This is a genomic window from Clavibacter sepedonicus (genome assembly GCF_000069225.1).
Taxonomy (GTDB): Bacteria; Actinomycetota; Actinomycetes; order Actinomycetales; family Microbacteriaceae; genus Clavibacter; species Clavibacter sepedonicus.
Genome location: NC_010407.1, coordinates 446,523 through 472,130, shown reverse-complemented (window position 1 = coordinate 472,130; position 25,608 = coordinate 446,523). Strand labels below are relative to the sequence as shown.

Below are 25,608 nucleotides of genomic sequence, written 5' to 3'. Positions count from 1 at the left end.
GCGTCGTCGTCGTGCGTCAGCGTGCTGCCCACAGGAGGCCCCTCTCGATGATGGTGCGGACGTTCGGGTCCTCGACGACCTCGATGCGGTGGCCCGGGGCGGAGACGAAGATGCGGCCCTCGCCCCACTGGCGGGTCCAGATGGCGGGCGCGGTGACCGGACGGTGCCACGGATCCCACGGCCGCACGGTCTGCGTCGTGGTCGCGAGCACGTCGTTGTACTCGTCGCTCAGCACCCAGTACTGCTCGGTCACGAGGTCGAAATCGGCGATCCCCCGGGTGATCTCGTGCGTGCGCCCGAGCTCGGTCATCTCGACCGTGTACGGGATGTAGTTGTCGGACTGCTCGCCCGTGCGCTCGGCCGGGTCCTTGCCCGCGTGATGGGCGAACTGGCCGCCGATCATGTGCAGGTAGTCGGCCGTGTTCCGGTACGAATCGGCGATGCCGCCGTGCCAGCCGGCCATGCCCGTGCCCGCGACGACGGCGGCGTACAGGCCGGCCATCTCCTCGGGCTCGATTGTCGTCATGGTGTTGGCCTGCACGATGAGGTCGGTCTCCGCCATGGCGGCGGCGTCGGCGTAGACGGCCGAGCCCTCCTCCACGCGCACCTCGAAGCCGTTCTCCTCGAGGAACGGGATGAAGAGGCCCGTGGTCTCCACGGGCATGTGGCCGTCCCAGCCGCCGCGGACGACGAGCGCCTTCCGGGCCGCGGTCACGAGCGCGCCGTCCGGGTCGGGTGGTCGCGATGCGACCGGGCGGGCGTGCGGGGGATCTGCATCACGGGCGACTCCTTCGTCGAGTGCGTCCGGTCGGCTGCCGTGCGCCCCTCGAACGCTACGCACCGGCGGTCGGGCGGGGCAAGGAGGTCGCCGCCGATCCGAAACGTTTCACTCGGGCGGCGACACCGCGTCCGTCGCCGCGGGGGCCGCGGGGGCCGCGGGGGCCGCCGTGCTGGCGCGGACCACGAGAGCGGTCGCGAGGTCGAGCCGCGTCGCTTCGTCGCTCCGCCCCTCGCGGATCCGCAACACCATCCGCGCCGCGGCCTCGGCCATCTCGCGCACGGGCTGGCGGATGGTGCTGAGCGCCGGCGAGACGATGCGCGCGAACGGGAGGTCGTCGTAGCCGAGCACGGAGAGGTCGTCGGGGACGCGGATCCCCCGCTCGCGCGCCGCCTCGTACAGCCCGAGCGCCTGCTCGTCGTTGCCGGCGAAGATCGCGGTGGGGCGCGCCTCTCCGTCGAGCAGCTCGCCGCCGGCGCGGTACCCCGCGACGCGGCCGTAGTCGCCCTCCGCCTCGACCAGCGACACCGCGGGTCCCGCCGCCTCGAGCGCGCTGCGGAAGCCCGACATGCGCGCTCGCGAGTAGAGCCGGTGCCGCGGGCCGCTGATGGCGCCGATGCGCGTGTGCCCGAGGCCCAGCAGGTGCTCCCCCGCGGCGTGGCCGCCCTCCCAGTTGGTGGATCCGACGGCCGGCACGTCCGCGGCGGGCGACCCCGCAGGATCCACCACCACGAACGGGATGCCCCGGCTCCGCAGCTGCCGCTTCTGCGCGGGCGCGAGGTCCGAGAAGACGAGGACGAGGCCCATCGGCCGGCGCTGCATGACGCCCGCCATCCAGTCGCCGTCGAGGGCGTTGTCGCGCCCGTGCTCGGTGACGATGACGCTGAGGGAGTGCTCGCGGGCGACCGCCGAGACGCCGCGCAGCAGGTCGACCGAGAAGCCCGTGTCGACGACCTCGAGCACGATCTCGATGAGCGCGCCGTGCGGCCGCTCGGCCCCCCGCCTGCTGTAGCCGTGCAGCTCCATCAGCTCCTCGACGCGGGAGCGCGTGGCCGGGGAGATGCCCTTCCGGCCGTTGAGGACCTTGCTGACCGTGCCGATCGACACGTTCGCCTCGCGCGCGATGAGGCCGAGCGTGGTGCCGGCGCCGTGCTCGGGATCCGACGGCCGCGGCGCATCGGGAAACGTGTCGGTCATGGGGGCGATGCTAGGCCGACCCGGCCGCGGCGACCGGCCCAGGCGCTGAGGCGGGCGGGGACCAGACGGGCGGGGACTAGGTGTAGTTCCCAGTGAGGTTGTGAACGCGTTCGGCGGGCGTGAGTCCGCCGATGCCGGTGTGGGGGCGGTGGTGGTTGTAGTGATGCAGCCAGGCAGGGTAGGTCGCGGCGCGGGCCTCGTCGGTGAGGTAGGGGTGGGCGTAGGCCCACTCGGTGGCGAGGGTGCGGTTGAAGCGCTCGACCTTCCCGTTGGTCTGGGGCCGGTAGGGGCGGGTGCGTGTGTGGGCGATGGTGCCGAGCGCCTCGGTGAAGGCGTGGGAGCGGTAGCAGGAGCCGTTGTCCGTCAGGACACGGATCACGGTGATGCCCGCGGTGGTGAAGAACGCGTTCGCGCGGGCCCAGAACGCGGCAGCGGTCTCCTTGCGCTCGTCGGTGAGGATCTCGGAGTACGCGAGTCGGGAGTGGTCATCCACGGCGTGGTGCAGGAACGCGTATCCCCGCCCGGTCCGGGGGTTGTTCTTCCGGCCGGCCTGTCGGCCGAGGACTCGGTGCCCGCCGCCGTCCGGGATACGGCCGAGCTTCTTGATGTCGACGTGGACCAGATCTCCCGGCGAGGAGTGCTCGTAACGTCGCGCGGGCGAGCGTCGGACGGGGAGTCCCGTCGCGGAATCCAGGTGCGTGAGCAACGGCATCCGGTAGCGACGGAGGACCCGCTCGACCGTGGAACGGGGGATACGCAGGTGGTAGCTGATGCGGTGCGGGCCCCACCGGCGAGTGAATCTCAGCGCGATGATCCGCCGCTCCCGACGCTGACTCGTGCGGGTCGGTTGCCGGTGCGGGCGGGATGAGCGGTCCGTCATCGGCAACCCGGCCCGATACCGGCGAGCCCATCTCGACGCGGTCGCGGGCGAGCACTGGAACCTCTCCGCCGCACGCCGGACCGGCCACCCGTCCTCGATGATCAACCGGGCAAGCCGAACCCTGCCCGCGGGAGTGAACGGGGCGTTAGCGTGAGTCACGAAGACCTCCGTGGACGTTGATGAGTGTGGTAACCCACATCGTCCCGGAGGTCTTCGCTATCCGCCCCAGCGTTCACAACCTCCCGAGGAACTACAACTAGGCCGTGGGGCCGGGCGCGGGCGCCACGGCGTCCTCCACGGACGGCCTCCGCGGCGGCACGTTGGCCGGGTGCACGTCCAGGTCGTCCGCGACCTCCACGGAGACGACCCGCGGGGCGAACGCGTCGCCGTTGACGACGATCCAGTTGCTGACGAGGAGGAACGCGTCGTCGCCTGCGGTGAGCGGACCCGTCACGTGGAACGCGCCGTAGGCGGGCTCGTCGAAGGTGACGCGCGCCACGGTGCCGTGGCCGAGGCCCACGACGGAGTCGGGCAGCCCACCCTGCGGGGGCATGTCGTCGCCCGACCGGATGGAGACCGACTGGATCTCACCGGCTGCGCCGAGCGCCGTGTCCGCGACGACCAGCTGGCCGTTGGACCCGACGCGGACCGGGCCGTCGACCGAGTGGAGGCCGTAGCGCGGGGAGCGGATGACCACGCTCACCAGGTCTCCGGCGGTCAGCGCGGACAGCGCCTCGCGGATGGCCTGCACGTCGCGCCGAGAACGGCCCGTCGACAGCTGGTCGAGCATCTGGCGGTCCATGCGTCGAGCGTACTGGGCCATGATCCAGGCGGCGGACGCAGCCAGGAAGCGGACGCAGCCACGCGGGGCCGGAACGGGGAGATGGCGGAGACGGTGGGATTTGAACCCACGGTACCCATACGGGTACTCCACCTTAGCAGGGTGGTGCACTAGGCCGAACTATGCGACGTCTCCAGACGTACCCGTCCACTGTACCGGACGCGGCGGCCTGCTCACATCCCCGCGCACCGGGCCGCCGGCCCGAACGGGGGGTGCGGCGCGGTTGTCCCCCATTCGACGGACACGTAGTGTCTCTGACGACGCGTGTGCCGGACCCGACCGGCTTACCCCCCGCGTGTCGATGTGTCAGCCCAGAGATGTCCCGCTCGCCCACATGGCCGCGGTCCCGGATCCCCCGAACCGGCGCCGCTCACCCTCACGCACGCGACGACGTCGCGAGCCCCCGTGGGCGAGATCACGAGATTCTCGTCCGGCGGAGGATTCGGGTCGAAAGCTGAACGAGATAGACGGGTCCTCGCTGCATAGGGTGTGCGGCGGGGCCCCGTCGCCCTCATCCGACGCGCGGCGCTCAAGCGGCCGCGCGCGCGACCGGGCTCACCCCTTGAAGCCCTTCGAGCAGGTCACCGTCCCCGCGTCCGTGCCCGTGACGGCCTCGGGCAGCACCGTGGGCGCCGAGGTGGCGGGCTGGGATCCGCTCGCCGCCGCAGGAGCGCTCGGCGACGGCGTCAGGGTCGATGCCGCGGGCTGCTCCTCGACCGCGCCGAGGCCCGTGTTGCCCGCCTTGACCTCGAACGGCGCATCCGCCTTCAGCAGCTGCATGAGCTGGTCGCCGTCGGCCTTCAGCGGCTGGACCTTGCCGGCGTAGACGCCCGTGCCGGACGTGGTGCCCGGGTACTGCAGGAAGCGCACCTGGTCGAGCGGGATGTCCTTGAGCGCCAGCGCCATGGACGCCATGGTCTGGTAGTCGAGCGACGTGGAGCGCTGCATGTTGTCGACCGCGGCCTTGGCGAGGCCGTAGACGCGCGTGGGATCCGAGAGCGTGCTCGACTGTTTCATCGTGCGCACGAGCGCCGACAGGAAGACCTGCTGGTTGCTGATGCGCGCCAGGTCGCTGCCGTCGCCGACCGCGTGGCGGGTGCGGAGGAACTGGAGCGCCTCCTTGCCCTGGAGGGTGTTCTCGCCCGCCGGGAGGTCGAGGTCGGTGCGCTTGTCCTTGAGCGGGCTCGCGAGGCAGACGGGGACGCCGCCGACCGCGTTGGACATCTCGATGACGCCGTTGAACTCGATGAGCGCGGCGTACGGGATGTCGAGGCCGGTGAACTGCGCGACGGTCTTCGCGACGCACGGCAGGCCGCCGTCGGACAGCGCCGAGTTGAGCGGCGCGGCGGACATCGCGGGCGCGGTGCCGGATCCGTCGCTGCGCGCGCACGCGGGGATGGGCACGACCATGTCGCGCGGCAGGCTGACGACCGTGGCCTGCGAGTGGTCGGCGGAGACGTGGAGCACCATGTTGACGTCGTTGAGCGCGCCGTCGGTCTTGCCGTAGCCGTCCCCCTGGCCCTGGCGGGTGTCGGATCCGGCGAGCAGCACGTTGAAGCCGCCGTCGAGCGCGCCGACGCCGACCGTGGTCTGCTCGGTGCCGTCGCTGATGTCGACGGTGTTCGCCTGGACGGACTTGTTGAGGTCCCACAGCGCGATCGTGCCGACGGAGAGCCCACTGACGAGCAGGACCGCGACGCCCATAGCGATGCCCTTGACGAGGGTGCGCGCCGCGCTCGGTCGTCCGAGCCGGCCGTGGCGGGCGATGACGGGGGTCGTGGCGGTTCGCCGGGGTCGCAGGGGCGCGTCGCTCATGCGGATCCTCTCCGGGCGGAGGGCGTGGGATTCGAACCCACGAGACATCTCTGCCCACCAGTTTTCAAGACTGGCTCCATCGGCCGCTCGGACAGCCCTCCCGATGCGCGCTCCCGCGTGGCGGGCGACGTGCGATCGATGAGGATCCTACCGGTGGCCGGTCGGCCCGCGGTGGTGCGGCCGGGTGGCCGCGCGGGATGCGCCACTCTCGCATGGGCAGGATCAGAGCGAGCTGAACTCTCCCCAGCTGGGGAATCGGTCGTCAGAGGCGGGCGAGGACCGCGGCCGCGCCGTTCTCGGTGATGGGGCCCGTGACCTCGCTGGCGACGGCGATGACCTCGGCCGGCGCCTGACCCATGGCGATGCCCCGGCCGTGCTCGCCGGCCCACACCAGCATCTCGATGTCGTTGCGCCCGTCGCCCATCGCGAAGACGTGCGTGCGGTCGATCCCGTGCAGCTCGCGCACGCGCTCCATGGCGGTGGCCTTGTTCACGCCGTCAGGCGCGATGTCGAGCCATGCGGTCCAGCCGATCGAGTAGCTGACGCGGTGGAGGCCCATGCGCTCGACGACGTCCTGGAAGTCCTCCATGTCGTGGCCGGGCGAGATGACGACGACGCGCGTCGCGGGAACGTGCAGCAGCTCCTCGAACTCGACCTGGCGGCCGTTCGCCTCGAGCGCGCCGTCCGGGAAGTCGCCGCCGGCGTAGAGGTACACGCCGTGCTCGTCCTCGACGGCGTAGCGGCCGCTCGCGAGGTGGGGGTGGATCCGCTGGAGCACGTCGGCGGGGTCGAAGGTCTCGACGAAGCGGCGGCTGTAGCCGGCGGGGGCGTCCGCGTCGCGCTCGAGCACGATGGCGCCGTTCGAGCACACCATGTACCGCGGGTGGATCCCCAGGCGGTCGACGATCGGCAGGGTGTCGGCGACCGAGCGGCCGGTGGAGGGCATGACCAGGTGGCCGATCTCCTCCATCCGCCGCACCTCGCGGATGACCGACTCGTCGAGCGAGCCGTCCTCGCCGAGGAGGGTGCCGTCGATGTCGAGGGCGATGAGGAGGCGGTCGGCGTCGGACACGCGCGGGGTCATCGGGCCGCCTTCGCCGTGGCCGGCTCGAGCACCTCGAGGCCACCGAGGTACGGGCGGAGCGCCTCGGGCACGCGCACCGAGCCGTCCGCGCGCTGGTGGGTCTCGAGGATCGCGACGATCCAGCGCGTGGTCGCGAGCGTGCCGTTGAGCGTGGCGACGGGCGATGTGCGGCCGTCCTCGCCGCGGAAGCGCGTGCCGAGACGGCGGGCCTGGAACGTCGTGCAGTTCGAGGTGGAGGTGAGCTCGCGGTAGGCGCCCTGGGTGGGGATCCACGCCTCGACGTCGTACTTGCGGGCGGCGCTCGACCCGAGGTCGCCGGCCGCCGTGTCGATGACGCGGTAGGCGAGGCCGAGGTCCTGCATCATGCGCTCCTGCATGGCGAGGAGGCGCTCGTGCTCGGCCTCGGCGTCGGCCGGGTCGACGTAGGAGAACATCTCGAGCTTCTGGAACTGGTGCACGCGGATGATGCCGCGGGTGTCCTTGCCGTAGGAGCCCGCCTCCTTGCGGTAGCACGTGGACCAGCCGGCGTAGCGGATGGGCCCCGCGGCGAGGTCGAGGATCTCGTCGGCGTGGTACCCGGCGAGCGCCACCTCGCTCGTGCCCGTGAGGTACAGGTCGTCGTCGTCGAGGTGGTAGACCTCGTCGGCGTGGGCGCCGAGGAAGCCCGTGCCGGCCATGATCTCGGGCTTCACGAGCGTGGGCGTGATGAGCGGCACGAGGCCCGCCTCGAGCGCGCGGGCCAGGCCGAAGTTCATCAGGGCGATCTCGAGCCGGGCGCCGATGCCCTTGAGGAAGTGGAAGCGGGCACCGGAGACCTTGGCGCCGCGGCCCATGTCGATGGCGTCGAGGATCTCGCCGATTTCCAGGTGGTCGCGGGGCTCGAAGTCGAAGGCCGCCTTCTCGCCGACCTCGCGGAGGAGCGCCCAGTCGTCCTCGCCGCCCGCGGGGACGCCGTCGATGACGATGTTCGGGATCCGCCGCATCGCCTCGTCGAGCGCGGCCTCGGCCTGCTGCGCGCGCTCCTGCGCGGCGGTGACGCGGGCCTTCAGCTCCTGCACCTCGGCGATGAGGCGCGGCTTGTCGGCCTTGTCGGCCTTCGCGACGAGCTTGCCGTGCGCGTTCTGCTCCGCGCGGAGGCCCTCGAACTCGGTGATCGCCTGCCTGCGCTCGGAGTCCGCGGCGACCGCCTGGTCGACCACCTCCACGGACGCGCCGCGCAGCTCCTGCGAGGCGATGACGAGGTCGGGATGGTCGCGGAGGGTCTGCGGATCGATCACCCCGTCACTCTAACGAAGCGGGTCGCGGGCGGCCGGGCGTCAAGCCCCCGGACGCCGACGCGCGACCGGGCCAGGGTCGTGGGGGGACGCGCGAGCGTGCCCGCCGGGCATCCGACCCGGCGACCGAGGAGGAGGACCGGACATGGCGACCACGACCGAGGCCGACACGGGGGCTCCCGCGGGCGGCTCGAAGCTCACGCAGGCGATCACCGGCCCGCTGCTGTTCCTCTTCATCCTCGGCGACGTGCTCGGCGCGGGGATCTACGCGCTCATGGGCACGCTCGCGGAGGACGTCGGCGGCGCGCTCTGGGTGCCGCTCGTGGTGGCGCTGCTGCTGGCGCTGCTGACCGCGGGCTCCTACGCCGAGCTCGTCACGAAGTACCCGAAGGCGGGCGGCGCCGCGATCTTCGCGGAGCGCGCGTTCAAGCTGCCGGTCGTGTCGTTCCTCGTGGGCTTCTCGATGCTCGCGGCCGGGGTCGTGAGCGCCGCCGGCCTGTCGCTGGCCTTCGCGGGCGAGTACCTCTCGACGCTGCTCGCGCCCGTGATGGACGTGCCCCGGATCCCCGCCGCCATCGTCTTCCTGCTGCTCGTGGCGGCGCTCAACGCCCGCGGGATCACCGAGAGCATGCGCGGCAACGTCGTGATGACCGTGATCGAGCTGAGCGGCCTCGTCATCGTGATCGTCGTGGTGGCCGTGATGCTCGGCGGCGGGGGCGGCGACGTGTCGCGCGTGACGGAGTTCCCCGAGGGCTCGAACGCCGCGCTCGCCACGCTCTCGGCGGCGATCGTCGCGTACTACTCGTTCGTCGGGTTCGAGACGAGCGCCAACGTGGCCGAGGAGGTGCGGGATCCGAGCCGCGTCTACCCGAAGGCGCTGTTCGGCGCGCTCGCGACCGCGGGTGTCGTCTACGTGCTCGTCGCGCTGGCGAGCTCCGCCGCGCTCCCGGCCGAGGAGCTCGCCGAGTCGACCGGGCCGCTGCTCGCGGTCGTGCAGGCGACCGGCGCCGGCATCCCGCCGTGGGTGTTCAGCCTCATCGCCCTCGTGGCGGTGGCGAACGGCGCGCTGCTGACCATGATCATGGCGAGCCGCGTTACCTTCGGCATGAGCGAGCAGGGCCTCCTGCCCGGCGTGCTCGGCCGCGTGCTGCCGAGGCGGCGGACGCCGTGGGTCGCGATCGTCGTCACCACGCTGGTCGCCATCGGCCTCACCGCGGTCGGCGACGTGGGCACGCTCGCCGAGACCGTCGTGCTCCTTCTGCTCTTCGTCTTCATCAGCACCAACGTCGCGGTGCTGGTGCTGCGGAAGGACCGCGTGGATCACGCGCACTTCCGCGTCTGGACCGCGATCCCCGTGCTCGGGACGCTCTCCTGCGTCCTGCTGCTCACGCAGCAGAGCGGCCAGGTGTGGCTGTTCGGCGCGATCCTCGTGGCCGTCGGCATCGTGCTGTACCTGCTCAGCCGCGTGACGGGCGCGCGCTCCCGGCCGGTCGACCGCGGCTAGGTGCCCGCGTCCGCGCCCGCGCCGGGCTCGGCGGAGAGGATCCCGCGCAGCCAGTCGCGCGCCTCGAGGAAGACGTCGTCCTCGTACCGGGCGCGGTAGGTGCTCGGCGTCCCGTCGGCCCGCGGGTAGGAGCCGAGGAAGGTGACGCGCGGGCTGAAGCGGCGGATCCCGAGCAGCGCGTCGGCCACGCGCTCGTCGTGCACGTGCCCCTCCGCGTCGATGACGAACCGGTAGCGGCCGAGCTCGTCGCCGATGGGCCGCGACTGGATGAGCGCGAGGTTCACCCCGCGGGTCGCGAACTGCTCGAGGAGGTCGAGCAGGGATCCGGCGCGGTCGTCCGGCAGCTCGATGATGAGGCTCGTCTTGTCGGCACCCGTGCGCGCGGGGAGCGCGGTGGCGCGGCCGACGAGCACGAAGCGCGTGACGGCGTTCAGGTTGTCGCCGATGCCGCGGGCCACGGCCTCGAGCGGCTGGCTCTCCGTGATCTGCGGCGGCGCGATGGCGGCGTCGGCGATGCCGCACTCCAGCAGCGACAGGGCCGCGGCCACGTTCGACGTCGCGGGCACGTGCCCGTGCGTGCGCAGCTCGCGCTCGAGGAAGCGGCGGCACTGCCCGTAGGCGACCGGATGCGCGGCGACCGTCCGCACGTCGGCGAGCGCCGTGCCCGGCCGCACCACGAGGTCGAAGGACACGGGCACGAGGTGCTCGCTGAGGATCCGGAGGCCCGGGATGTTCGCGAGCGCGTCCTGCGTGGCGGTCACCCCGCCCTCGACCGAGTTCTCGATGGCGATCATGGCGGCGACCGAGGTGCCGGCGACGACGTCGGCGAGCGCCTCCGACGCGTTGTTGACCGCGCGCCACGTGCGGCCGCGCGCCGCGTCCACCTGCTTGAGCGCCGCCTCCGTGAAGGTGCCGGCCGGGCCGAGGTAGCTGTACGTCTCGTCGGGTCGGGGGGTCTCGGGCATGCCTGCACCCTAGATGGGAATCGGCGGGGGCCGGTGCCAGGATGGATCCATGCATGACCGCGCAGGCACCGCCGCCCTCCCGTCCGACCTCATCGACCTCGACGAGCTGATCCGGGCGTACCACGACCTCCACCCCGACATGGAGGATCCGGAGCAGAAGGTGGCGTTCGGCACGAGCGGCCACCGCGGCAGCTCGCTGAAGACCGCGTTCAACGAGGACCACATCCTCGCCATCACGCAGGCGATCGTGGAGTACCGGGCCGAGCAGGGCATCACCGGCCCGCTGTTCATCGGCCGCGACACCCACGGGCTCTCCCGGCCCGCCGAGGACACCGCGCTCGAGGTGCTCGTCGCCAACGGCGTGCGCGTGCTCGCCGACTCGCGCGACTCCTGGTGCCCGACGCCCGCCCTCTCGCACGCGATCCTCCGCTGGAACCGCGACGACGCCCACGGGGAAGACGACGTGGCGGACGGCATCGTCGTGACCCCCAGCCACAACCCGCCCGCCGACGGCGGCTTCAAGTACAACCCGCCGCACGGCGGGCCCGCCGACTCCGACGCCACCGGCTGGATCGCGGCCCGGGCGAACGCGATCATCGCGGGCGGCCTCGTCGACGTGAAGCGCGTCCCGCTCGACGAGGCGCGCGCGAGCGTCGAGGGCTACGACTTCCTCGGCCACTACGTGGACGACCTCGGCTCCATCATCGACATGGAGGCGATCAAGAAGGCGGGCGTGCGCATCGGCGCGGACCCGCTCGGCGGCGCCTCGGTCGAGTACTGGGCCGCGATCGGCGAGCGCTACGGCCTCGACCTCGAGGTCGTGAACCCCGAGGTGGATCCGGCGTGGTCGTTCATGACGCTCGACTGGGACGGCAGGATCCGCATGGACCCGTCCTCCGCATCCGCGATGGCGAGCGTGCTCGCGCGCAAGGACGACTTCGACATCCTCACCGGCAACGACGCCGACGCCGACCGCCACGGCATCGTCACGCCCGACGCCGGCCTGATGAACCCGAACCACTACCTCGCGGTCGCGATCGACTACCTCTACGCGCACCGCCCGCACTGGCGCGAGGACGCCGCGATCGGCAAGACGCTCGTCTCCTCCAGCGTGATCAACCGGGTCGCCGAGTCGCTCGGCCGCCGCCTCTGGGAGGTGCCGGTGGGCTTCAAGTGGTTCGTGCCCGGCCTCATCGACGGATCCGTGGGCTTCGGCGGCGAGGAGTCCGCCGGCGCGAGCTTCCTCCGCATGGACGGCACGGTCTGGACCACGGACAAGGACGGGATCCTCCTGGCCCTCCTCGCGTCGGAGATCGTCGCGGTCACGGGCAAGACGCCGAGCGCGCTCTACCGCGAGCTCACCGAGCGCTTCGGCGACCCGGTGTACGAGCGCGTCGACGCGGCGGCGACCAAGGCGCAGAAGGCCACGCTCGGCAAGCTCGACGGTGACGCCATCGCGGCCACCGAGGTCGCGGGCGACCCGATCACCGCCAAGCTGAGCACGGCGCCCGGCAACGGCGCCGCGGTCGGCGGCGTCAAGGTCGTCACGGAGAACGCGTGGTTCGCCGCGCGCCCGAGCGGCACGGAGGACGTGTACAAGATCTACGCCGAGTCCTTCGTGGGCCTCGACCACCTGCACGCGCTGCAGGCGGAGGCCAAGCGGATCGTCGACGCGGCGCTCGACGCGTAACGGGAGGTCGCGGATCCGCCCTCGGCCTGGGCGCGTTCGCATCCACGGTGCCTACGCTGGGGACATGCGCCATTCCGGGGATGTGGACGCGTTCGTGTGGGACGAGCCGTCGATGCATCCCGCCGACGGTCCCGCGGGCGCCGCGCCGGTCCTCGACAGGGACGTCCGTCTCCCCGACGGCCACGCCCGGCGCCGGATCGTCGCGCTCGGGTCGCTCCTCGCGGTGGTCGTCGCCGGCATGGTCGTCACGCACAGCGACGGCCGCGGCATCTGGCCCGACGTCTTCTACGCCGCGGCGATCCACCTCGCGCTCATCGCGGTGATGCCGCGGGTCGACCCGGTCGTGCACGGTGCCGCCGTGCTGGTGTGGTGCTCGGGGATCGAGCTGCTGCAGATCACCGGGTGGCCCGCCATGTGGGCGGTGCACGTGCCGTTGTGCCGCCTGCTGATCGGCACCGGCTTCGACCCGGTGGACCTCGCCGCATACGCGGCCGGCGTCCTGCTCGTGCTCCTCGTCGACCGGCTGCTCCGCGCCGGACGCGGCGTCGGCGACGTGGGCTAGGCCCGGGCTAGGCGACGCTCCAGAAGTGGACCTCGGCGCCGGGGTGCTCGGTCGTGATGGTCTCGTCGAGGTCGCGGTAGTCGTTGTCGAGGTTGTGGCCGACCATCTTCACGACGTTGCCGCCGTCCTTCGGCTCGATGGCCGAGACGATCTGCGTGTGGTCGGGCGAGGAGTTGCGGTTCCAGTCGAAGATGACGATGTCGCCCAGCTTCAGCTGGTCCCGGTCGGCGAGCTCGAGGCGCTTCACGCCGAGCGTGGACGCGTTCGCTGCGAGCCACTTGTCGAACGTCGGCACGTGGATCCACGCGTAGGTCCAGTCGGATCCGCCGCCGCGGTTGTGCCACTCGTTCGTCATCTGCCAGCCGCGCTGGATGAGGGACTGGCTCACGAAGTTGACGCAGTCGCCGCCGGAGGAGTTGAAGTTCCCGTACTCCGTGAGGTTGTAGGCGTCCCAGTGGGCGAGCGCGTACTGGAGCTGCTTGTCGACCGGCGTCTGCGCGGCGTAGGCGGCTGTCGCGGCGGTGAGCGGGGTGTCGCCGGCCATGACCTGGATGTCGGCGAAGCGGTCCTCGTAGTCGGCCGAGCGGGGCGCCACGACCGTGACGGATCCGTCGCCGGCCACCTGCAGGTCGGTGCCCGCGGTGCCCGCGAACATGACGGCCGTCGCGCCGGAGAGGCCGGCGCCGGTGAGCGTCACGGTCTGGCCGCCCGACACGGAGAGCGAGGCCGGCTCGACGGAGGAGACGGCGGGCGAGGACCCGGACGCGGCGGGCTGGCCGTCGGCTCCGGCGCCGAGGGTCGCGCGCGGCACGGGCTCCTGGCGGGTGCAGGCGGCGAGGACCGCGGTCACGGGGACCGCGAGCACGGCGGCGAGGATGCTGCGGCGGCGGATGTCGGCGGTCACGTGGTGCTCCGGGGGGTAGGGGTCGACCCGGGTCCCGGGCTGGTCCAGGGTAACCCGGCCCCCTGCGGATCGACTCCGCACGACACCGCGCATAGTGTGGCGGGATGAGCGTCGACGTGACCCACGACCCCGACGGCTCGCGCTACACGCTGTGGCTCGACGGCGAGCGCGCGGGCTTCGCGGACTACCTGATCCAGGGCGACCGCATCGTCTTCACCCACACGGAGGTCGACCCCGCGAAGCGGCGCGGCGGCCTCGGCGGCGAGCTGGTGCGGGCGGCTCTCGACGACGTGCGCGGCGGAGCCCGCACGGTCGTGGCCGCGTGCCCGTTCGTGGCGGAGTGGATCGACGAGCACCCCGACTACCGGGAGCTGCTCGAGCGGGGCTGAGCGGGTGCGCTCGCGAGGCGCACGCATGCGCCTCGCGAGTCCGCTCCCCTCGACGGGTCTCCCCGTCACCCGCGGTCGCGAGCGGAGCCTCCTGAAGAGGTTCGATCGGACCGCAGTCGCCGCTCGGCCCCGCGGGGCCGGAAGGACGACGTGGTGACTCTAAGCGCGCGGATCTGAGCGGAAGGGGGCGCCGTCGCCCCGCGGACAGCCCCGACACGCAGCGGACATCGCTGCTTCGTCAGGCGGACAGTCCCCCGATCAGGGGACGCGCGTGAGCCACTCCGGAGTCGAGAACTTGTCCTCCACGAGCTGGCGCGTCTTCGCCCACTCCTCCGGCGTGACCCGCCCCGGCTTGCCGCCGTAGAGGCCCGTGAAGGTGGCCTTCATCCGGTCGATGATGTCGGCGCGGCTCATGCCCGTCTGGCTGCGGAGCGGGTCCACGCGCTTGGCGGCGCTCGTGATGCCCTTGTCGCTGATCTTCTCGCGGCCGATGCGGAGCACCTGCACCATCTTCTCGCCGTCCATGTCGTAGCTCATGGTGACGTGGTGCAGAACGGCGCCGGCGCCGAGCCGCTTCTGCGCCGCGCCGCCGATCTTGCCGCTGGGGCTCGTGATGTCGTTGAGCGGCTGGTACGACGCGTCGATGCCGAGCGAGCGGAGCGCGGTGATGACCCACTCGTCGAGGTAGGCGTAGGAGTCCGCGAAGGTCATGCCCTGGACGAGGTCGACGGGCGCGTAGATCGAGTACGTGATGACCGCGCCGGCCTCCATGTACATGGCGCCGCCGCCCGAGACGCGGCGCACGACGTCGAAGCCGTGGGCCGCGGCCTGCTCGGCGTCGACCTCGTTGCGGAGCGACTGGAAGCTGCCGATGACGACCGCGGGCTGCTCCCATTCCCAGATGCGGAGCGTGGGGTTCCTGCGACCCGCGCCGACCTCCTCGGCGAGCACCTGGTCGAGCGCCATCTGCTCGACGGGCCGGTAGGCGCGGTCGTGGATGACCTCCCACTCGTAGTCGCCCCAGTTCGTGGCGCGGGCGAGCGAGCGGCGGATCGCGACGGCGACGGCCTCGGGCGAGAAGCCGAGGAGCACGGCCTGCGCGGGGAGCGCCCGGCGGATGGCCGCCGCGATCGCGTTGGCGTCGCTGTCCTCGGGGAGGCCGTTCACGGCCCGGTCGATGGCCTCGAGTGCGTCGTCTGGCTCGAGGAAGAAGTCGCCCGCCAGGCGGAAGCCGGAGATGCGCCCGTCGGTCACGTCCAGGTCGACCACGACGAGCTTGCCGCCGGGGACCTTGTACTCACCATGCATTGGACCAGCCTAGGTGTAGTTCCTCGGGAGGTTGTGAACGCGTGAGCGGATAGCGAAGACCTCCGGGACGATGTGGGTTACCACACTCATCAACGTCCACGGAGGTCTTCGTGACTCACGCTAACGCCCCGTTCACTCCTGCGGGCAGGGTTCGGCTTGCCCGGTTGATCATCGAGGACGGGTGGCCGGTCCGGCGTGCGGCGGAGAGGTTCCAGTGCTCGCCCGCGACCGCGTCGAGATGGGCTCGCCGGTATCGGGCCGGGTTGCCGATGACGGACCGCTCATCCCGCCCGCACCGGCAACCGACCCGCACGAGTCAGCGTCGGGAGCGGCGGATCATCGCGCTGAGATTCACTCGCCGGTGGGGCCCGCACCGCATCAGCTATCACCTCCGCGTTCCGCGTTCGACGGTCGAGCGGGTGCTGAACCGGTATCGGATGCCGTTGCTCGAGCACGTCGATCTGAGCACCGGGCTCCCTGCCCGGCGGTCTCCTGCCCGACGCTACGAGCACTCCTCGCCGGGAGATCTGGTCCACGTCGACATCAAGAAGCTCGGCCGCATCCCGGACGGCGGCGGGCACCGAGTCCTCGGCAGAGCGGCCGGCCGGAGGAACACTCCCCGGACCGGGCGGGGATACGCGTTCCTGCACCACGCCGTGGATGACCACTCCCGACTCGCGTACTCCGAGATCCTCACCGACGAGCGCAAGGAGACCGCCGCCGCGTTCTGGGCCCGCGCGAACGCGTTCTTCACCACCGCGGGCATCACCGTGATCCGTGTCCTGACGGACAACGGCTCCTGCTACCGCTCCCACGCCTTCACCGAGGCGCTCGGCACCATCGCCCACACACGCACCCGCCCCTACCGGCCCCAGACCAACGGGAAGGTCGAGCGCTTCAACCGCACCCTCGCCACCGAGTGGGCCTACGCCCATCCCTATCGCACCGACGAGGCCCGCGCCGCGACCTACCCTGCCTGGCTGCATCACTACAACCACCACCGCCCCCACACCGGCATCGGCGGACTCACGCCCGCCGAACGCGTTCACAACCTCACTGGGAACTACACCTAGGCTGAGGAGATGCCCGAGCACCCGTCGACCGTCCTGTCCCTGAGCGGGCACCGGGCCGTCATCGAGCCGGACCGCTTCGTGCCGGGCGCGTACCAGCTCGTGGTCGACGGGACACCCCAGTCGCACGTCAACATGGACGACCCGGGCGAGCTGTTCTTCGAGTACGTGCAGCGGATGGGCCACGTCATCGACCTCGTCGGCGACCCGGGCCAGCCGATCACCGCCCTGCACCTCGGCGCCGGCGCGCTGACGATCCCGCGGTACGTCGAGGCGACCCGGCCGGGATCCCGCCAGCAGGTCATCGAGCTCGAGCAGGACCTCGTGGAGCTGGTGCGGGAGCACCTGCCGTGGTCGCGGAAGGCCTCCATCCGGGTCCGCTACGGCGACGCCCGCGAGGTGATGGGGAGGCTCCCGCAGGGGCTCCGGGGGACCGTCGACCTCGTCGTGGTGGACGTCTTCAGCGGCGCGCGCACGCCCGCCCACATCACGAGCCGCGACTTCTACGCGGAGGCCGCCGCGTTCCTCGCGCCCGGCGGGATCATGACCGTCAACGTCGCCGACGGCCACGGGCTGCGGTTCGCCCGCGGACAGGCCGCGACGATCCAGGACGTGCTGCCGCACGTGGCCGCCCTCACCGAGACGCAGGTGCTGAAGGGCCGGCGGTTCGGCAACGTCGTGTTCGCCGCGTCCGCGACGCCGCTGCCGCTCGACTTCGTGCCGCGCCTGCTCGCCGGCGGCCCGCATCCCGCCAAGGTCGTCGAGGGCCGCGAGCTCGCCGACTTCATCGCGGGCGCGTCCGTCGTCACCGACGCCACCGCCGTCCCGTCCCCCGCCCCCGCCCGCAGCATCTTCCAGACGAAGCCCTGACCGGCCTCCCCCGGGCACCGAGGCCCGCCGAACCACCGGAGTCACCATGAACCGCCGCTCCCGCACCCGCCCGGCGCGCGTCGCCGCGCTCGGCTTCGCCGCCCTCGTCGCGCTGACGGGCTGCACGAACGACGACGGCTCGCCCGTGGACGTGCGCGCGACCGAGCCGCCCGCGCCCTCCCCCACCAGCACCGACGCCGCACCGGCGGGCGTCGCGCCGTCGGGCACGCCGACCGCGCTCGCGTCCGACCTCGTCTCGCCGTGGTCCGTCGCGGAGCTGCCGTCGGGATCCCTGCTCGTCAGCGAGCGCGACACGTCGCGCATCGTCGAGGTGCTCGGCGACGGCACGACCCGGGTGGCCGGCACGATCGCGGGCGTGGGGCCGCAGGGCGAGGGCGGGCTGCTCGGGATCGCCACGCGCGAGGTCGACGGCGGCACGCAGCTCTACGCGTACTACACGAGCTCCACGGACAACCGCATCGTGCGCATGGACGTGACGGGCGAACCGGGATCGCTCGGGCTCGGGGCGGCGGAGGACGTGGTGACGGGGATCCCGCGCGACACGACGCACAACGGCGGCCGCATCGCGTTCGGCCCCGACGGCATGCTCTACGCCACCACGGGCGACGCGAACCTGCGCGACGCCGCGCAGGACCCGATCTCGCTGGCGGGCAAGATCCTCCGCCTCACGCCCGACGGGCAGGGGCCGTCGGACAACCCGACGCCGGGATCGCCCGTCTACTCGATGGGGCACCGGAACCCGCAGGGGATCGCGTGGGACGCCGAGGGGAACCTCTGGGCGGCGGAGTTCGGGCAGGACACCTGGGACGAGCTGAACCTCATCGAGCCGGGCGGGAACTACGGCTGGCCCGTCGTGGAGGGCGCGACCGACGACCCCGCCGACTCCGCGTACATCGACCCCGTCCGCCAGTGGGCCACCGACGACGCGAGCCCGAGCGGCATCGCGATCTCAGGCGACACGATCTTCATGGCGGGCCTCGGCGGCCAGCGCCTCTGGGTGATCCGGCCGGGCGCCGTGGTCACCGACCCCATCCCCGACGACCGCGTGACCGAGTTCTACACGCGCGAGTTCGGGCGGATCCGCGACGTGCAGGCCGCGCCCGACGGGTCGCTGCGCATGCTCACCGGCAACACCGACGGCCGCGGGACGCCGCGCGCGGGCGACGACAAGCTGCTCCGGGTCGAGCTCATGCCGATCCAGGCGGGATAATCTCTACCTCGTGACAGGCACCGCGATCATCATCGGCTACGACAGGGACACCCTCCGGGAGAAGGTGGACCTGCGGGCGGCCGGCGACCGCCTGGACGAGCTGGAGGCCCTCCGCAGCCTCTCCGCCATCACCGAGAAGGTCGCGCTGCTGCGCATGCTCGGCCGCCTCGACGAGGCGTGGGACATGGCGAACGCGGCCGTCCGCCAGGCGCGCTTCACGGGCGACCGGGAGACGCTGCTCGCGTGCCGCATCCGCCGCGCGCAGGTGCAGCAGTACCAGGGCAAGCTCGACATCGCGCTGCAGGACCTCGGCGGCTGCGTCGACGAGGCCCGCGCGCACGAGTGGTACGCGCTGGAGGCGTTCGCGCTGCAGCACCGCGGCAAGGTCCACTTCGACCGGGGCGACTACCGCCTCGCGCTCTCCGACTTCGAGGACGCGTACACGCTGCGCACGCGCGAGGGCCTGCCGAGCGACCAGCTCGAGAGCTCGGCGCTCGCGATCGACGTCGCCAAGGAGCGCATCGCCGCCCAGCCCGCGTGATGGGCTCGCTCCCTCCCCGGCCCCGGGCGGCCGGCCGTGGCTGACCTCGCCCGCGTGCGGGTCTGGGCCGAGGCCCTGATCGCGCTGCACCTGGATCCCTCGTGGACGTTCGCGTTCGACCACGCCCGCACGCGCGCCGGGGCCTGCCACTACGGCGAGAAGCGGATCACCGTCTCACGGCACCTCGCGGGGAGGTTCGAGGACGACGAGATCCACCAGGTGCTGCTGCACGAGGTCGCGCACGCGCTCGCCGGATCCCGCGCGGGCCACGGGCCCGAGTGGAAGCGCGTCGCCGCCGAGCTCGGCTACGAGGGCTCGCGGCTGCACTCGGGCACCGTCGCCGAGGAGCTCGCGCCGTGGGTGGGCGCATGCCCGGCCGGCCACGCGCACTTCCGCTATCGGAAGCCGACCCGGCCGCTCGCGTGCGGGCTGTGCTCGAAGCGGTTCGACCGGGCGCACCTCATCGCGTGGACGAAGCGCGATGTGCCGTCGGGCGCCGCCGCGTCCGGCCGGGCCGACCACCGCGAGGGCGCCGCGTGAGCCGGGCGCCGGGATCCGAGCGGCCGACCGGGCAGTGGATCACCGATCCCGACGGGCTGCGCTGGTTCCTCGACACGGGCGCCGTGAGCCTCGACCTCGCCTACACGGGGGCGCTCGGGGACCCGGAGCCGCGCGAGACGCTGCCCGATGCCGCGGCCCTCGGCGCGTGGCTGAGCGAGCACCTCGCGCCCGTCTCGGAGCCCGGCGAGCGCGACCTCGCGGACGCCCGCACGCTCCGGCAGGCGATCGGCGACATCGCGGCGGCCATCGCGGACGGCGCCGAGCCCGCACCGCGGGACGTCGACGTGCTCAACCTCTACGCCGCGACGCCCGACCTGCCGCCAGCGCTCGGCGGCGGGTCCCGTCAGGCCGGCCGCGCGCTGGCCCGGCCCGCGCAGGCGCTCGCGACGGCGGCGCGCGACGCGGTGACGGTGTTCGGAGCGGGATCCGAGCGGATCCACCGCTGCTCGGCCGACGACTGCACCGTGCTCTACCTCGACACGACGCGCTCCGGCACGCGGCGCTGGTGCTCCATGCGCCGCTGCGGCAACCGCGCCAAGGTGCGCGCGCACCGCGCCCGGCAGCTGCGCGAGCGGCGGACGGGGATCCCGGCGCGCGTGGCGCCGGTCCGTCCCGCGACACCGGCCACGCCCGCCCCCGTGCACGACGACGGCCCGGGAGCCGGAGCCCCCGGGCCGTGATCGGCGATCCGCGTCACTCGCCGACGCGGACCTCCTTCCAGAACGCGACGTAGCCGCTGTAGTCGCGGCCGACGCGGTCGAACGACGACGGGATGGGCGTCGGGTACGACCAGGCGCGGTCCTGCAGCACGGTGTCGCCGTCCTTCACGGAGTAGTACTGCGTGTCGCCCTTCCACGGGCAGTGGTACGGCGTGGCGGTCTCGGCGAGGAGCGACATGTCGACGCTCGCGGGCGGGAAGTACCAGTTGCCCTCGATCTCGATGAGCTCGTCCTTCGGGGCCTCGGCGACGGTGACGCCGTTGATGACTGCCTTCATGTGATGACCTTCCGGTTGCGTGGCGTCGTCACGGGTGCGGCGCCTGATGCCCAGGGGAACACGCGCTCCTGGGCGCCCATTCCGCCCGTTCGGCGACCGGATCCCGCGCGGCCTCAGGCGTCGCGGTGGAGGCGGTGCACGACCACGTCGACGGGGCCCGCGGCGAGCGCCTCGGCGACCAGGCCGTCGTGCCCCGCGGCGGCGAGCCGGCGCGCGGACACGCTCGCGGTCACCAGGTGGCCGAGGGCCGGCCGGAGCTGCTGGTACGCGGCGCAGGCGACGGCGGCCTCGGGCGAGGTGGCGTCGATCCCCAGGGCGGCGAGCGCGTCGACCACGGCTCCCGCGGCGAGCTGGTCCTCGGCGCAGGCGCGCCAGGATCCGTCGGCCTCCACGGTGCCCGCGGCGACGACGGCCACGTACGCGCGGCGGCCGAGCGCGGTCTGCAGGGCGAGGATCCAGTCGGCGACGGCCGGGGCGTCGGCGAGGCCGGCGCTCACGACGGCCGGGCGCGCGGGCATCATCGCGAGGACCTCGTCCCGGCGGGCGACCGTGGGCGGCGGGACGGACGGGAGGGCGTCGACCCAGACGATGACGTCGGCGCCGGTCACGATGCGGCGGGCGCCGGCCACGCCGCCGTCGAGCCGGACCTGGTAGCGGGCCTGCGTCGACGGGTCGGGGTGCGCGGCGTCAGCGGAGGAGGTCACGATCCGATGCTACGGGCGTCCACGGGCCGGATCCTCCCCGGATGACGCGCCGCGACGGCTCGGGCGCCCCGCGGCGCATGGCCTGGCGGATCACCTCGAAGTCGTCGCGCGTGATCTCGAGGAGCCCGGGCGCGAGCTTCCGGCCCCACTCGAGGGAGTCGCGCGTGAAGTCGAGCACGGGCACGAGCGGGCGGATGGGCGCGTCGACCGCGCCGAGGTCCCACTCCATCCGCCGCCGCCACGGCCGCCACTCGCCCACGCGGCCCTGGTACGGCGCGGCGTCGGCCACCCGGCCGATGGCGGTGAACGCGCGGAGGAGCTGCCCGTCGGGGTACGACTCGCGCGGCGAGTAGTAGACGAATCCGTCGGCCTCGCCGAGCCGCTCGACGGGCTCGCGGGCGCCGCGGTTGACCTGCGCGATGCCGAGGTCCAGGCCGTCGAGCACGCGGTCGCGCGAGACGACGCCCACCCAGTACCTGATCATGTCCGTCCCATCCTGTCCCACGGCGGCAGGACGCCGGGCACGCCCAGCCGGGCGGAGCACACTGGATCCATGCGCGTGCTGCTGAAGACCATCCTCGACTGCGATCCCGACGCCGCCTGGCGCGCGCTCCACTCGCCCACCGTGATGCGGGAGGTCGCGGGCCCGCTCGTCGACTTCGTGCCGCTGGAGGACGGCGGCTTCCCCTCGAGCTGGGACGGCCGCGAGCACGTCGCCGCGATGCAGACGGGGCCGTTCACGGCGGGGCGCCAGAGCATCCGCCTGCGCGACATGAAGCCGCGCGTCGAGGGCGTCCGCATCGTGCGCGACGACGGCCACGGGCTCTCCGGGCTGATGTCGATCCCCACGAGCATGCGGCACAGCATGGCCGTGTCGCCGGATCCCGCGGGCCCCGACGCGGACGGCCGCGTCAAGACCCTCTTCCGCGACCAGCTGGAGTTCGAGGCCGGGCTACTCGGCCCCGCGATGTGGCCGACCTTCTGGGCCTTCTGGCAGTGGCGCGCGTTCCGCCTGCGCCAGCTCGCGCCGACGTGGGCGTACGACTGGGAGCCCGCGGCCGCGCCCGACGCGGACGACGCCCCGGCGGACGACGCCTCGGCCGCCGACGCGGGCTCGTCCGCCCGCTGACGTCGAGCACCGCGTCCCCGCGGCCCGCTCCCGCCGACGCGTACGGTGTCCCCATGCCCTCCGCCGTCACCGCCCTCCACGTCGCCGACTGGCGCCGCCGCACGCACGAGATGTACGCGGAGGTGCGCTGGGTCGCGCAGACGGATCCCGCCGCGGCTCACGCGCTCTGGCGCCGCTCGCGCGACGACATGTTCCGCAGCCACCCCGCGACGCCGCTCGTGCCCGAGCACCGCGCCGACTTCGACCGACTGGACGTGACGGAGTACGACCCGGCCTGGCGGTTCGAGCTGGAGATCCACGACGACCGCGGCGACGAGCGCCATGAGGTCGAGACGGGCACCGACGGCGTCGTGCCGTTCGAGCTCCTCGGATCCGTCCACATCCCGTCCGCCGACGGCCGCGAGGCCGGCAGCCTCGACGTCTGGCGCCTCGCCAGCTACGGCGGCGGACTCCACCTGCCCGTGAAGGACGCCTCGCACCGCCGCGAGGGCGGCACCTACGGGGGCGGGCGCTACCTGCTCGACACGGTCAAGGGATCCGACCTCGGGGCCGGCGCGCCCGGCTCGATCGTGGTCGACCTCAACTTCGCCTACAACCCCTCCTGCGCCTACGACCCCGAGTGGGCCTGCCCCCTCGCGCCGGCCGGTAACGTGCTCGACTTCGAGGTCCCCGTGGGCGAGATGGGCTTCCTCCCCGGCTGACCTGCTACGGTGGAGGCACTTGCGAGCACATCATCGTGCTCCCTGCGTCGAGAGAACGCGTTCCCTCCTCCGCCCGATCAGATCGCCGACACCGGCCGACGGGCGTGAGTGACATCTTTCTTACGGCGAACGGATGCGCCCATCGGCGCCTTCGCCATCCTCCGCTTCCGCGCTGCATCGGCACACCGCCGCATCAGCGCGTCGGGGCGGACCCCTGCCTGGAAGGCAACTCCCCCGCATGACCACTGACACCTTCGGCGCGCTCGGCGTGCCCGCCCCCCTCGTCTCCGCCCTCACGGCGAACGGCATCACGACGCCGTTCCCCATCCAGGTGGACACGCTCCCCGACACCCTGAACGGCCGCGACGTGCTCGGCCGCGGCAAGACCGGCTCCGGCAAGACGCTGGCCTTCGCCATCCCGATGATCGCGCGCCTCGGCGGCGGACTCGCCGGCGGCCGTCGTCGTCCGGGCCGCCCGCTCGGCCTCATCCTCGCGCCGACCCGCGAGCTCGCCACGCAGATCACGGCCGCCATGGCGCCGCTGGCCGAGGCGTACAACTTGACCACCACGACGATCTTCGGCGGCGTCTCGCAGCAGCGCCAGGTCGCGGCCCTCAAGGCCGGCGTCGACGTGGTCGTGGCCTGCCCCGGCCGCCTGGAGGACCTCATGAAGCAGGGCTTCGTGAACCTCGACGCCGTGGAGATCACCGTCCTCGACGAGGCCGACCACATGGCCGACCTGGGCTTCCTGCCCGTCGTCACGCGGATCCTCGACAAGACCCCGAACACTGGCCAGCGCATGCTGTTCTCCGCCACGCTCGACAACGGCGTGGACAAGCTCGTGCGCCGCTACCTGCACGACCAGGTGCTGCACTCCGTCGACGAGGCGAACTCGCCCGTCGCCGCCATGACGCACCACGTGTTCGAGGCGTCGGACGTCGAGGCCAAGCGCCTCCTCGTGCAGAAGCTCGCCGGGGGCTCCGGCCGCCGCATCCTCTTCATGCGCACCAAGCACCACGCGAAGAAGCTCGCGAAGCAGCTCACCGACGCGGGCATCCCGTCGGTCGACCTGCACGGCAACCTCTCGCAGGTCGCCCGCGACCGCAACCTCGCGGCGTTCTCCGCGGGCGACGTCAAGGTCCTCGTGGCCACCGACGTCGCGGCGCGCGGCGTGCACGTCGACGACATCGAGCTCGTGATCCACGTCGACCCGCCGGCCGAGCACAAGGCGTACCTGCACCGCTCGGGCCGCACGGCGCGCGCAGGCTCCGCGGGCGACGTCGTCACGATCATGCTGCCGGCGCAGCGCAAGGACGTGCAGCTCCTGATGCGCAAGGCCGACATCCACGTCACGCCGCAGCAGGTCACCGAGTCCTCCCCCGCCGTGGCCGAGCTGACGGGCGCCGTCGCGGCGTACGTGAAGCCCGCGCCGCGCGAGACGAAGTCGGTCCGCGAGACCACCCAGCGCCAGTCGCAGGGCGGCCGCGCGAACGGCGGCGGACGCTCGCAGGGCGCCAACGCGCAGCGCAAGCGCGCGGCCCGCGACGGCGCGCCCGTCGGCGGCGGACGTCGCGACGGTGCCTCCTCGGGTCGCCGCGACGGCGCCTCGGGCGGACAGCGCGGAGGTGCGCCCCGCAACTTCAGCACCTCGTCCGAGGGCTTCGGCGGCGGCTCGTCCGTCGGCACCGCACGTCCCCGCCAGGAGCGCCCCGCCGCGTCCGGCGGCGCCTCGGCCGGCGGCCGCGAGCGCACCCACCGCCGCGTCTCCAGCGGACGCTAGACCGCGCGGCGCGCATCGTGTGCCGGCATGACATCGAGGGCCCCGTCCACGGACGGGGGCCCTCCGTCGTCCCCGGAGGGACGCACGACGACGCGTCCGTGCCCCGAGTCTCCACAGCTGAGGCAGTGCCTGTTGACGGTCGCGCGGACGCCCGGCGGCATCCGGTTACGGTGAGCCAATGACTCGCGTCGCCCTCGCCACCCGTGGCCCGTACCGCAAGGGCGTGGAGCGCAGGGAGCTCCTCATCCGCACCGCCATCGAGGTGTTCGCCGAGCAGGGCTACCGGAGCAGCTCGCTGCGGGAGATCGCGTCCCGGGCGGAGATCACGCCGGCCGGCCTGCTGCACCACTTCAGCGGCAAGGAGGAGCTGCTGCTCGCCGTGCTCGAGCGCCGCGAGGAGCGCCTCGCCGCCGCCATCGAGCTGCACCGCCCCCGCAGCGTCGCGGAGCACGCGGCCGTGGTCATCGCCGACGGGGAGCAGAGCGCGTGCCTCACGCGCATCATCGCCGTCGTCTCGTCGGAGGCATCGGCCGCCGGCCACCCGCTGCACGAGCTCTTCCGCGAGCGCCGCGCCCGGGAGCTGGAGCGCATCACGGCGGGCGTCGTCGTCGACCAGGCACGCGGCCTCATCGACCCCCACCTCGACCCGGAGGCGGCCGCCGCCGTCGTGCTCTCGGCCATGGATGGCCTGCACGTGCAGCGCGGCTACGGCGTGGGGGCGGGCGCGAGCCAGGCCTTCGAGGACCTGCGCCGCCACTACCTCGAGCCGCCGCAGTTCGCGGAGCGGGCGTCCGCGGTCTGAGCCGACGGCCGGGCTCGGTTCGCGCCGGACGG

Annotated in this window: 27 protein-coding genes and 2 tRNA genes; 14 read left to right on the top strand and 15 right to left on the bottom strand. The window is 72.9% G+C overall.

Annotation, left to right across the window (positions count from 1 at the left end):
- Nucleotides 1-16: 16 nt before the first annotated feature.
- From CMS_RS02155 to serS, 9 genes are all read right to left on the bottom strand, one after another.
- Entirely contained in the window at nucleotides 17-715 is a 699-nt protein-coding gene (locus tag CMS_RS02155; RefSeq protein ID WP_012297889.1) for a ThuA domain-containing protein, read from the bottom strand.
- A 171-nt stretch (nucleotides 716-886) separates the two neighbouring features.
- Nucleotides 887-1,975: a LacI family DNA-binding transcriptional regulator gene (locus CMS_RS02150; RefSeq protein ID WP_012297888.1), complete on the bottom strand. Its 1,089-nt coding sequence runs from the start codon at nucleotides 1,973-1,975 to the stop codon at nucleotides 887-889.
- Between the two features lie 76 nt (nucleotides 1,976-2,051).
- Nucleotides 2,052-3,014: an IS481 family transposase gene (locus tag CMS_RS02145; protein WP_012297887.1), complete on the bottom strand. Its 963-nt coding sequence runs from the start codon at nucleotides 3,012-3,014 to the stop codon at nucleotides 2,052-2,054.
- Between the two features lie 97 nt (nucleotides 3,015-3,111).
- Nucleotides 3,112-3,657: a hypothetical protein gene (locus CMS_RS02140; protein ID WP_223842694.1), complete on the bottom strand. Its 546-nt coding sequence runs from the start codon at nucleotides 3,655-3,657 to the stop codon at nucleotides 3,112-3,114.
- Between the two features lie 82 nt (nucleotides 3,658-3,739).
- Nucleotides 3,740-3,831 (bottom strand) — tRNA-Ser (locus tag CMS_RS02135).
- Nucleotides 3,832-4,251: 420 nt separating this feature from the next.
- Entirely contained in the window at nucleotides 4,252-5,511 is a 1,260-nt protein-coding gene (locus CMS_RS02130; RefSeq protein ID WP_012297885.1) for an LCP family protein, read from the bottom strand.
- Between the two features lie 16 nt (nucleotides 5,512-5,527).
- Nucleotides 5,528-5,612 (bottom strand) — tRNA-Ser (locus CMS_RS02125).
- 161 nt (nucleotides 5,613-5,773) lie between these two features.
- Entirely contained in the window at nucleotides 5,774-6,595 is an 822-nt protein-coding gene (locus CMS_RS02120) for an HAD family hydrolase (RefSeq protein ID WP_012297884.1), read from the bottom strand.
- Nucleotides 6,592-7,872, bottom strand: a complete 1,281-nt coding sequence (serS, locus tag CMS_RS02115; RefSeq protein WP_012297883.1) for a serine--tRNA ligase — start codon at nucleotides 7,870-7,872, stop codon at nucleotides 6,592-6,594. The genes CMS_RS02120 and serS overlap by 4 nt, the downstream gene beginning before the upstream one ends.
- A gap of 142 nt (nucleotides 7,873-8,014) precedes the next feature.
- Between serS and CMS_RS02110 the strand changes: the two genes are divergently transcribed.
- Complete coding sequence (locus CMS_RS02110; RefSeq protein WP_041464313.1) at nucleotides 8,015-9,373, top strand: APC family permease; 1,359 nt, start codon at nucleotides 8,015-8,017, stop codon at nucleotides 9,371-9,373.
- Here CMS_RS02110 and pheA read toward each other — a convergent pair.
- The gene (pheA, locus tag CMS_RS02105) at nucleotides 9,370-10,338 is read right to left on the bottom strand and encodes a prephenate dehydratase (RefSeq protein WP_012297881.1); all 969 of its coding nucleotides are present in this window, start codon (nucleotides 10,336-10,338) and stop codon (nucleotides 9,370-9,372) included. The genes CMS_RS02110 and pheA overlap by 4 nt on opposite strands.
- A gap of 49 nt (nucleotides 10,339-10,387) precedes the next feature.
- Between pheA and pgm the strand changes: the two genes are divergently transcribed.
- Both pgm and CMS_RS02095 read left to right on the top strand, forming a co-directional pair.
- On the top strand, nucleotides 10,388-12,028 hold the full coding sequence (gene pgm / locus CMS_RS02100) for a phosphoglucomutase (alpha-D-glucose-1,6-bisphosphate-dependent) (RefSeq protein ID WP_041464312.1): 1,641 nt from the start codon (nucleotides 10,388-10,390) through the stop codon (nucleotides 12,026-12,028).
- Nucleotides 12,029-12,092: 64 nt separating this feature from the next.
- Nucleotides 12,093-12,590 (top strand): ribosomal maturation YjgA family protein, encoded by a 498-nt coding sequence (locus CMS_RS02095; RefSeq protein WP_041464311.1) that lies wholly within the window; start codon nucleotides 12,093-12,095, stop codon nucleotides 12,588-12,590.
- Nucleotides 12,591-12,597: 7 nt separating this feature from the next.
- Here the strand turns inward: CMS_RS02095 and CMS_RS02090 are convergent, their stop codons facing one another.
- The gene (locus CMS_RS02090) at nucleotides 12,598-13,494 is read right to left on the bottom strand and encodes an amidase domain-containing protein (RefSeq protein WP_041464310.1); all 897 of its coding nucleotides are present in this window, start codon (nucleotides 13,492-13,494) and stop codon (nucleotides 12,598-12,600) included.
- A 104-nt stretch (nucleotides 13,495-13,598) separates the two neighbouring features.
- Between CMS_RS02090 and CMS_RS02085 the strand changes: the two genes are divergently transcribed.
- Complete coding sequence (locus tag CMS_RS02085; RefSeq protein WP_012297877.1) at nucleotides 13,599-13,883, top strand: GNAT family N-acetyltransferase; 285 nt, start codon at nucleotides 13,599-13,601, stop codon at nucleotides 13,881-13,883.
- A 258-nt stretch (nucleotides 13,884-14,141) separates the two neighbouring features.
- Here the strand turns inward: CMS_RS02085 and CMS_RS02080 are convergent, their stop codons facing one another.
- Nucleotides 14,142-15,191 carry a lipoate--protein ligase family protein gene (locus CMS_RS02080; protein WP_012297876.1) on the bottom strand — a complete coding sequence of 350 codons (1,050 nt, stop codon included), beginning with the start codon at nucleotides 15,189-15,191 and terminating at the stop codon, nucleotides 14,142-14,144.
- A gap of 110 nt (nucleotides 15,192-15,301) precedes the next feature.
- On the opposite strand from CMS_RS02080, the gene CMS_RS02075 reads away from it, so the two are divergent.
- Genes CMS_RS02075 through CMS_RS02050 form a run of 6 tightly spaced genes read left to right on the top strand, consistent with a single transcriptional unit; the run spans nucleotide 15,302 to nucleotide 20,144 of the window.
- Nucleotides 15,302-16,264, top strand: a complete 963-nt coding sequence (locus tag CMS_RS02075) for an IS481-like element ISCmi2 family transposase (RefSeq protein WP_012297875.1) — start codon at nucleotides 15,302-15,304, stop codon at nucleotides 16,262-16,264.
- Between the two features lie 9 nt (nucleotides 16,265-16,273).
- A complete protein-coding gene (locus CMS_RS02070) occupies nucleotides 16,274-17,131 on the top strand; it encodes a spermidine synthase (protein WP_041464309.1) in 858 nt (285 codons plus the stop codon).
- Between the two features lie 46 nt (nucleotides 17,132-17,177).
- Nucleotides 17,178-18,362 (top strand): PQQ-dependent sugar dehydrogenase, encoded by a 1,185-nt coding sequence (locus tag CMS_RS02065; RefSeq protein WP_012297873.1) that lies wholly within the window; start codon nucleotides 17,178-17,180, stop codon nucleotides 18,360-18,362.
- Between the two features lie 10 nt (nucleotides 18,363-18,372).
- A complete protein-coding gene (locus CMS_RS02060; RefSeq protein ID WP_012297872.1) occupies nucleotides 18,373-18,903 on the top strand; it encodes a hypothetical protein in 531 nt (176 codons plus the stop codon).
- A gap of 36 nt (nucleotides 18,904-18,939) precedes the next feature.
- The gene (locus tag CMS_RS02055) at nucleotides 18,940-19,443 is read left to right on the top strand and encodes a SprT-like domain-containing protein (RefSeq protein ID WP_041464308.1); all 504 of its coding nucleotides are present in this window, start codon (nucleotides 18,940-18,942) and stop codon (nucleotides 19,441-19,443) included.
- The gene (locus CMS_RS02050) at nucleotides 19,440-20,144 is read left to right on the top strand and encodes a CGNR zinc finger domain-containing protein (RefSeq protein WP_012297870.1); all 705 of its coding nucleotides are present in this window, start codon (nucleotides 19,440-19,442) and stop codon (nucleotides 20,142-20,144) included. Before CMS_RS02055 ends, CMS_RS02050 begins: the two co-directional genes overlap by 4 nt.
- 13 nt (nucleotides 20,145-20,157) lie before the next feature.
- Here the strand turns inward: CMS_RS02050 and CMS_RS02045 are convergent, their stop codons facing one another.
- From CMS_RS02045 to CMS_RS02035, 3 genes are all read right to left on the bottom strand, one after another.
- A complete protein-coding gene (locus tag CMS_RS02045; protein ID WP_012297869.1) occupies nucleotides 20,158-20,460 on the bottom strand; it encodes a DUF427 domain-containing protein in 303 nt (100 codons plus the stop codon).
- 113 nt (nucleotides 20,461-20,573) lie between these two features.
- Nucleotides 20,574-21,164, bottom strand: coding sequence for a 2-phosphosulfolactate phosphatase (locus CMS_RS02040; RefSeq protein ID WP_012297868.1), 591 nt, complete (start codon nucleotides 21,162-21,164; stop codon nucleotides 20,574-20,576).
- Nucleotides 21,148-21,648 (bottom strand): EVE domain-containing protein, encoded by a 501-nt coding sequence (locus CMS_RS02035; protein WP_041464307.1) that lies wholly within the window; start codon nucleotides 21,646-21,648, stop codon nucleotides 21,148-21,150. The genes CMS_RS02040 and CMS_RS02035 overlap by 17 nt, the downstream gene beginning before the upstream one ends.
- A 69-nt stretch (nucleotides 21,649-21,717) precedes the next feature.
- Here CMS_RS02035 and CMS_RS02030 point away from each other — a divergent pair, with 69 nt between their 5' ends.
- From CMS_RS02030 to CMS_RS02015, 4 genes are all read left to right on the top strand, one after another.
- Nucleotides 21,718-22,293 (top strand): hypothetical protein, encoded by a 576-nt coding sequence (locus CMS_RS02030; protein ID WP_012297866.1) that lies wholly within the window; start codon nucleotides 21,718-21,720, stop codon nucleotides 22,291-22,293.
- Nucleotides 22,294-22,346: 53 nt separating this feature from the next.
- On the top strand, nucleotides 22,347-22,994 hold the full coding sequence (locus CMS_RS02025; protein ID WP_012297865.1) for a DUF1684 domain-containing protein: 648 nt from the start codon (nucleotides 22,347-22,349) through the stop codon (nucleotides 22,992-22,994).
- A gap of 238 nt (nucleotides 22,995-23,232) precedes the next feature.
- Entirely contained in the window at nucleotides 23,233-24,774 is a 1,542-nt protein-coding gene (locus tag CMS_RS02020) for a DEAD/DEAH box helicase (RefSeq protein ID WP_012297864.1), read from the top strand.
- A 178-nt stretch (nucleotides 24,775-24,952) separates the two neighbouring features.
- Nucleotides 24,953-25,576, top strand: coding sequence for a TetR/AcrR family transcriptional regulator (locus tag CMS_RS02015; RefSeq protein ID WP_012297863.1), 624 nt, complete (start codon nucleotides 24,953-24,955; stop codon nucleotides 25,574-25,576).
- Nucleotides 25,577-25,608 lie beyond the last annotated feature (32 nt).

What these genes read in the sequence shown, in the direction of transcription:
- CMS_RS02140 (WP_223842694.1), bottom strand. Translation starts at nt 3,657, where the DNA reads ATGGACCGCCAGATGCTCGACCAGCTGTCGACGGGCCGTTCTCGGCGC.
- CMS_RS02150 (WP_012297888.1), bottom strand. Translation starts at nt 1,975, where the DNA reads ATGACCGACACGTTTCCCGATGCGCCGCGGCCGTCGGATCCCGAGCAC.
- CMS_RS02030 (WP_012297866.1), top strand. Translation starts at nt 21,718, where the DNA reads ATGCGCGTGCTGCTGAAGACCATCCTCGACTGCGATCCCGACGCCGCC.
- CMS_RS02095 (WP_041464311.1), top strand. Translation starts at nt 12,093, where the DNA reads ATGCGCCATTCCGGGGATGTGGACGCGTTCGTGTGGGACGAGCCGTCG.
- CMS_RS02025 (WP_012297865.1), top strand. Translation starts at nt 22,347, where the DNA reads ATGCCCTCCGCCGTCACCGCCCTCCACGTCGCCGACTGGCGCCGCCGC.
- CMS_RS02070 (WP_041464309.1), top strand. Translation starts at nt 16,274, where the DNA reads ATGCCCGAGCACCCGTCGACCGTCCTGTCCCTGAGCGGGCACCGGGCC.
- CMS_RS02015 (WP_012297863.1), top strand. Translation starts at nt 24,953, where the DNA reads ATGACTCGCGTCGCCCTCGCCACCCGTGGCCCGTACCGCAAGGGCGTG.
- pheA (WP_012297881.1), bottom strand. Translation starts at nt 10,338, where the DNA reads ATGCCCGAGACCCCCCGACCCGACGAGACGTACAGCTACCTCGGCCCG.
- CMS_RS02035 (WP_041464307.1), bottom strand. Translation starts at nt 21,648, where the DNA reads ATGATCAGGTACTGGGTGGGCGTCGTCTCGCGCGACCGCGTGCTCGAC.
- CMS_RS02020 (WP_012297864.1), top strand. Translation starts at nt 23,233, where the DNA reads ATGACCACTGACACCTTCGGCGCGCTCGGCGTGCCCGCCCCCCTCGTC.
- CMS_RS02130 (WP_012297885.1), bottom strand. Translation starts at nt 5,511, where the DNA reads ATGAGCGACGCGCCCCTGCGACCCCGGCGAACCGCCACGACCCCCGTC.
- CMS_RS02085 (WP_012297877.1), top strand. Translation starts at nt 13,599, where the DNA reads ATGAGCGTCGACGTGACCCACGACCCCGACGGCTCGCGCTACACGCTG.
- CMS_RS02120 (WP_012297884.1), bottom strand. Translation starts at nt 6,595, where the DNA reads ATGACCCCGCGCGTGTCCGACGCCGACCGCCTCCTCATCGCCCTCGAC.
- pgm (WP_041464312.1), top strand. Translation starts at nt 10,388, where the DNA reads ATGCATGACCGCGCAGGCACCGCCGCCCTCCCGTCCGACCTCATCGAC.
- CMS_RS02065 (WP_012297873.1), top strand. Translation starts at nt 17,178, where the DNA reads ATGAACCGCCGCTCCCGCACCCGCCCGGCGCGCGTCGCCGCGCTCGGC.
- CMS_RS02110 (WP_041464313.1), top strand. Translation starts at nt 8,015, where the DNA reads ATGGCGACCACGACCGAGGCCGACACGGGGGCTCCCGCGGGCGGCTCG.
- CMS_RS02080 (WP_012297876.1), bottom strand. Translation starts at nt 15,191, where the DNA reads ATGCATGGTGAGTACAAGGTCCCCGGCGGCAAGCTCGTCGTGGTCGAC.
- CMS_RS02045 (WP_012297869.1), bottom strand. Translation starts at nt 20,460, where the DNA reads ATGAAGGCAGTCATCAACGGCGTCACCGTCGCCGAGGCCCCGAAGGAC.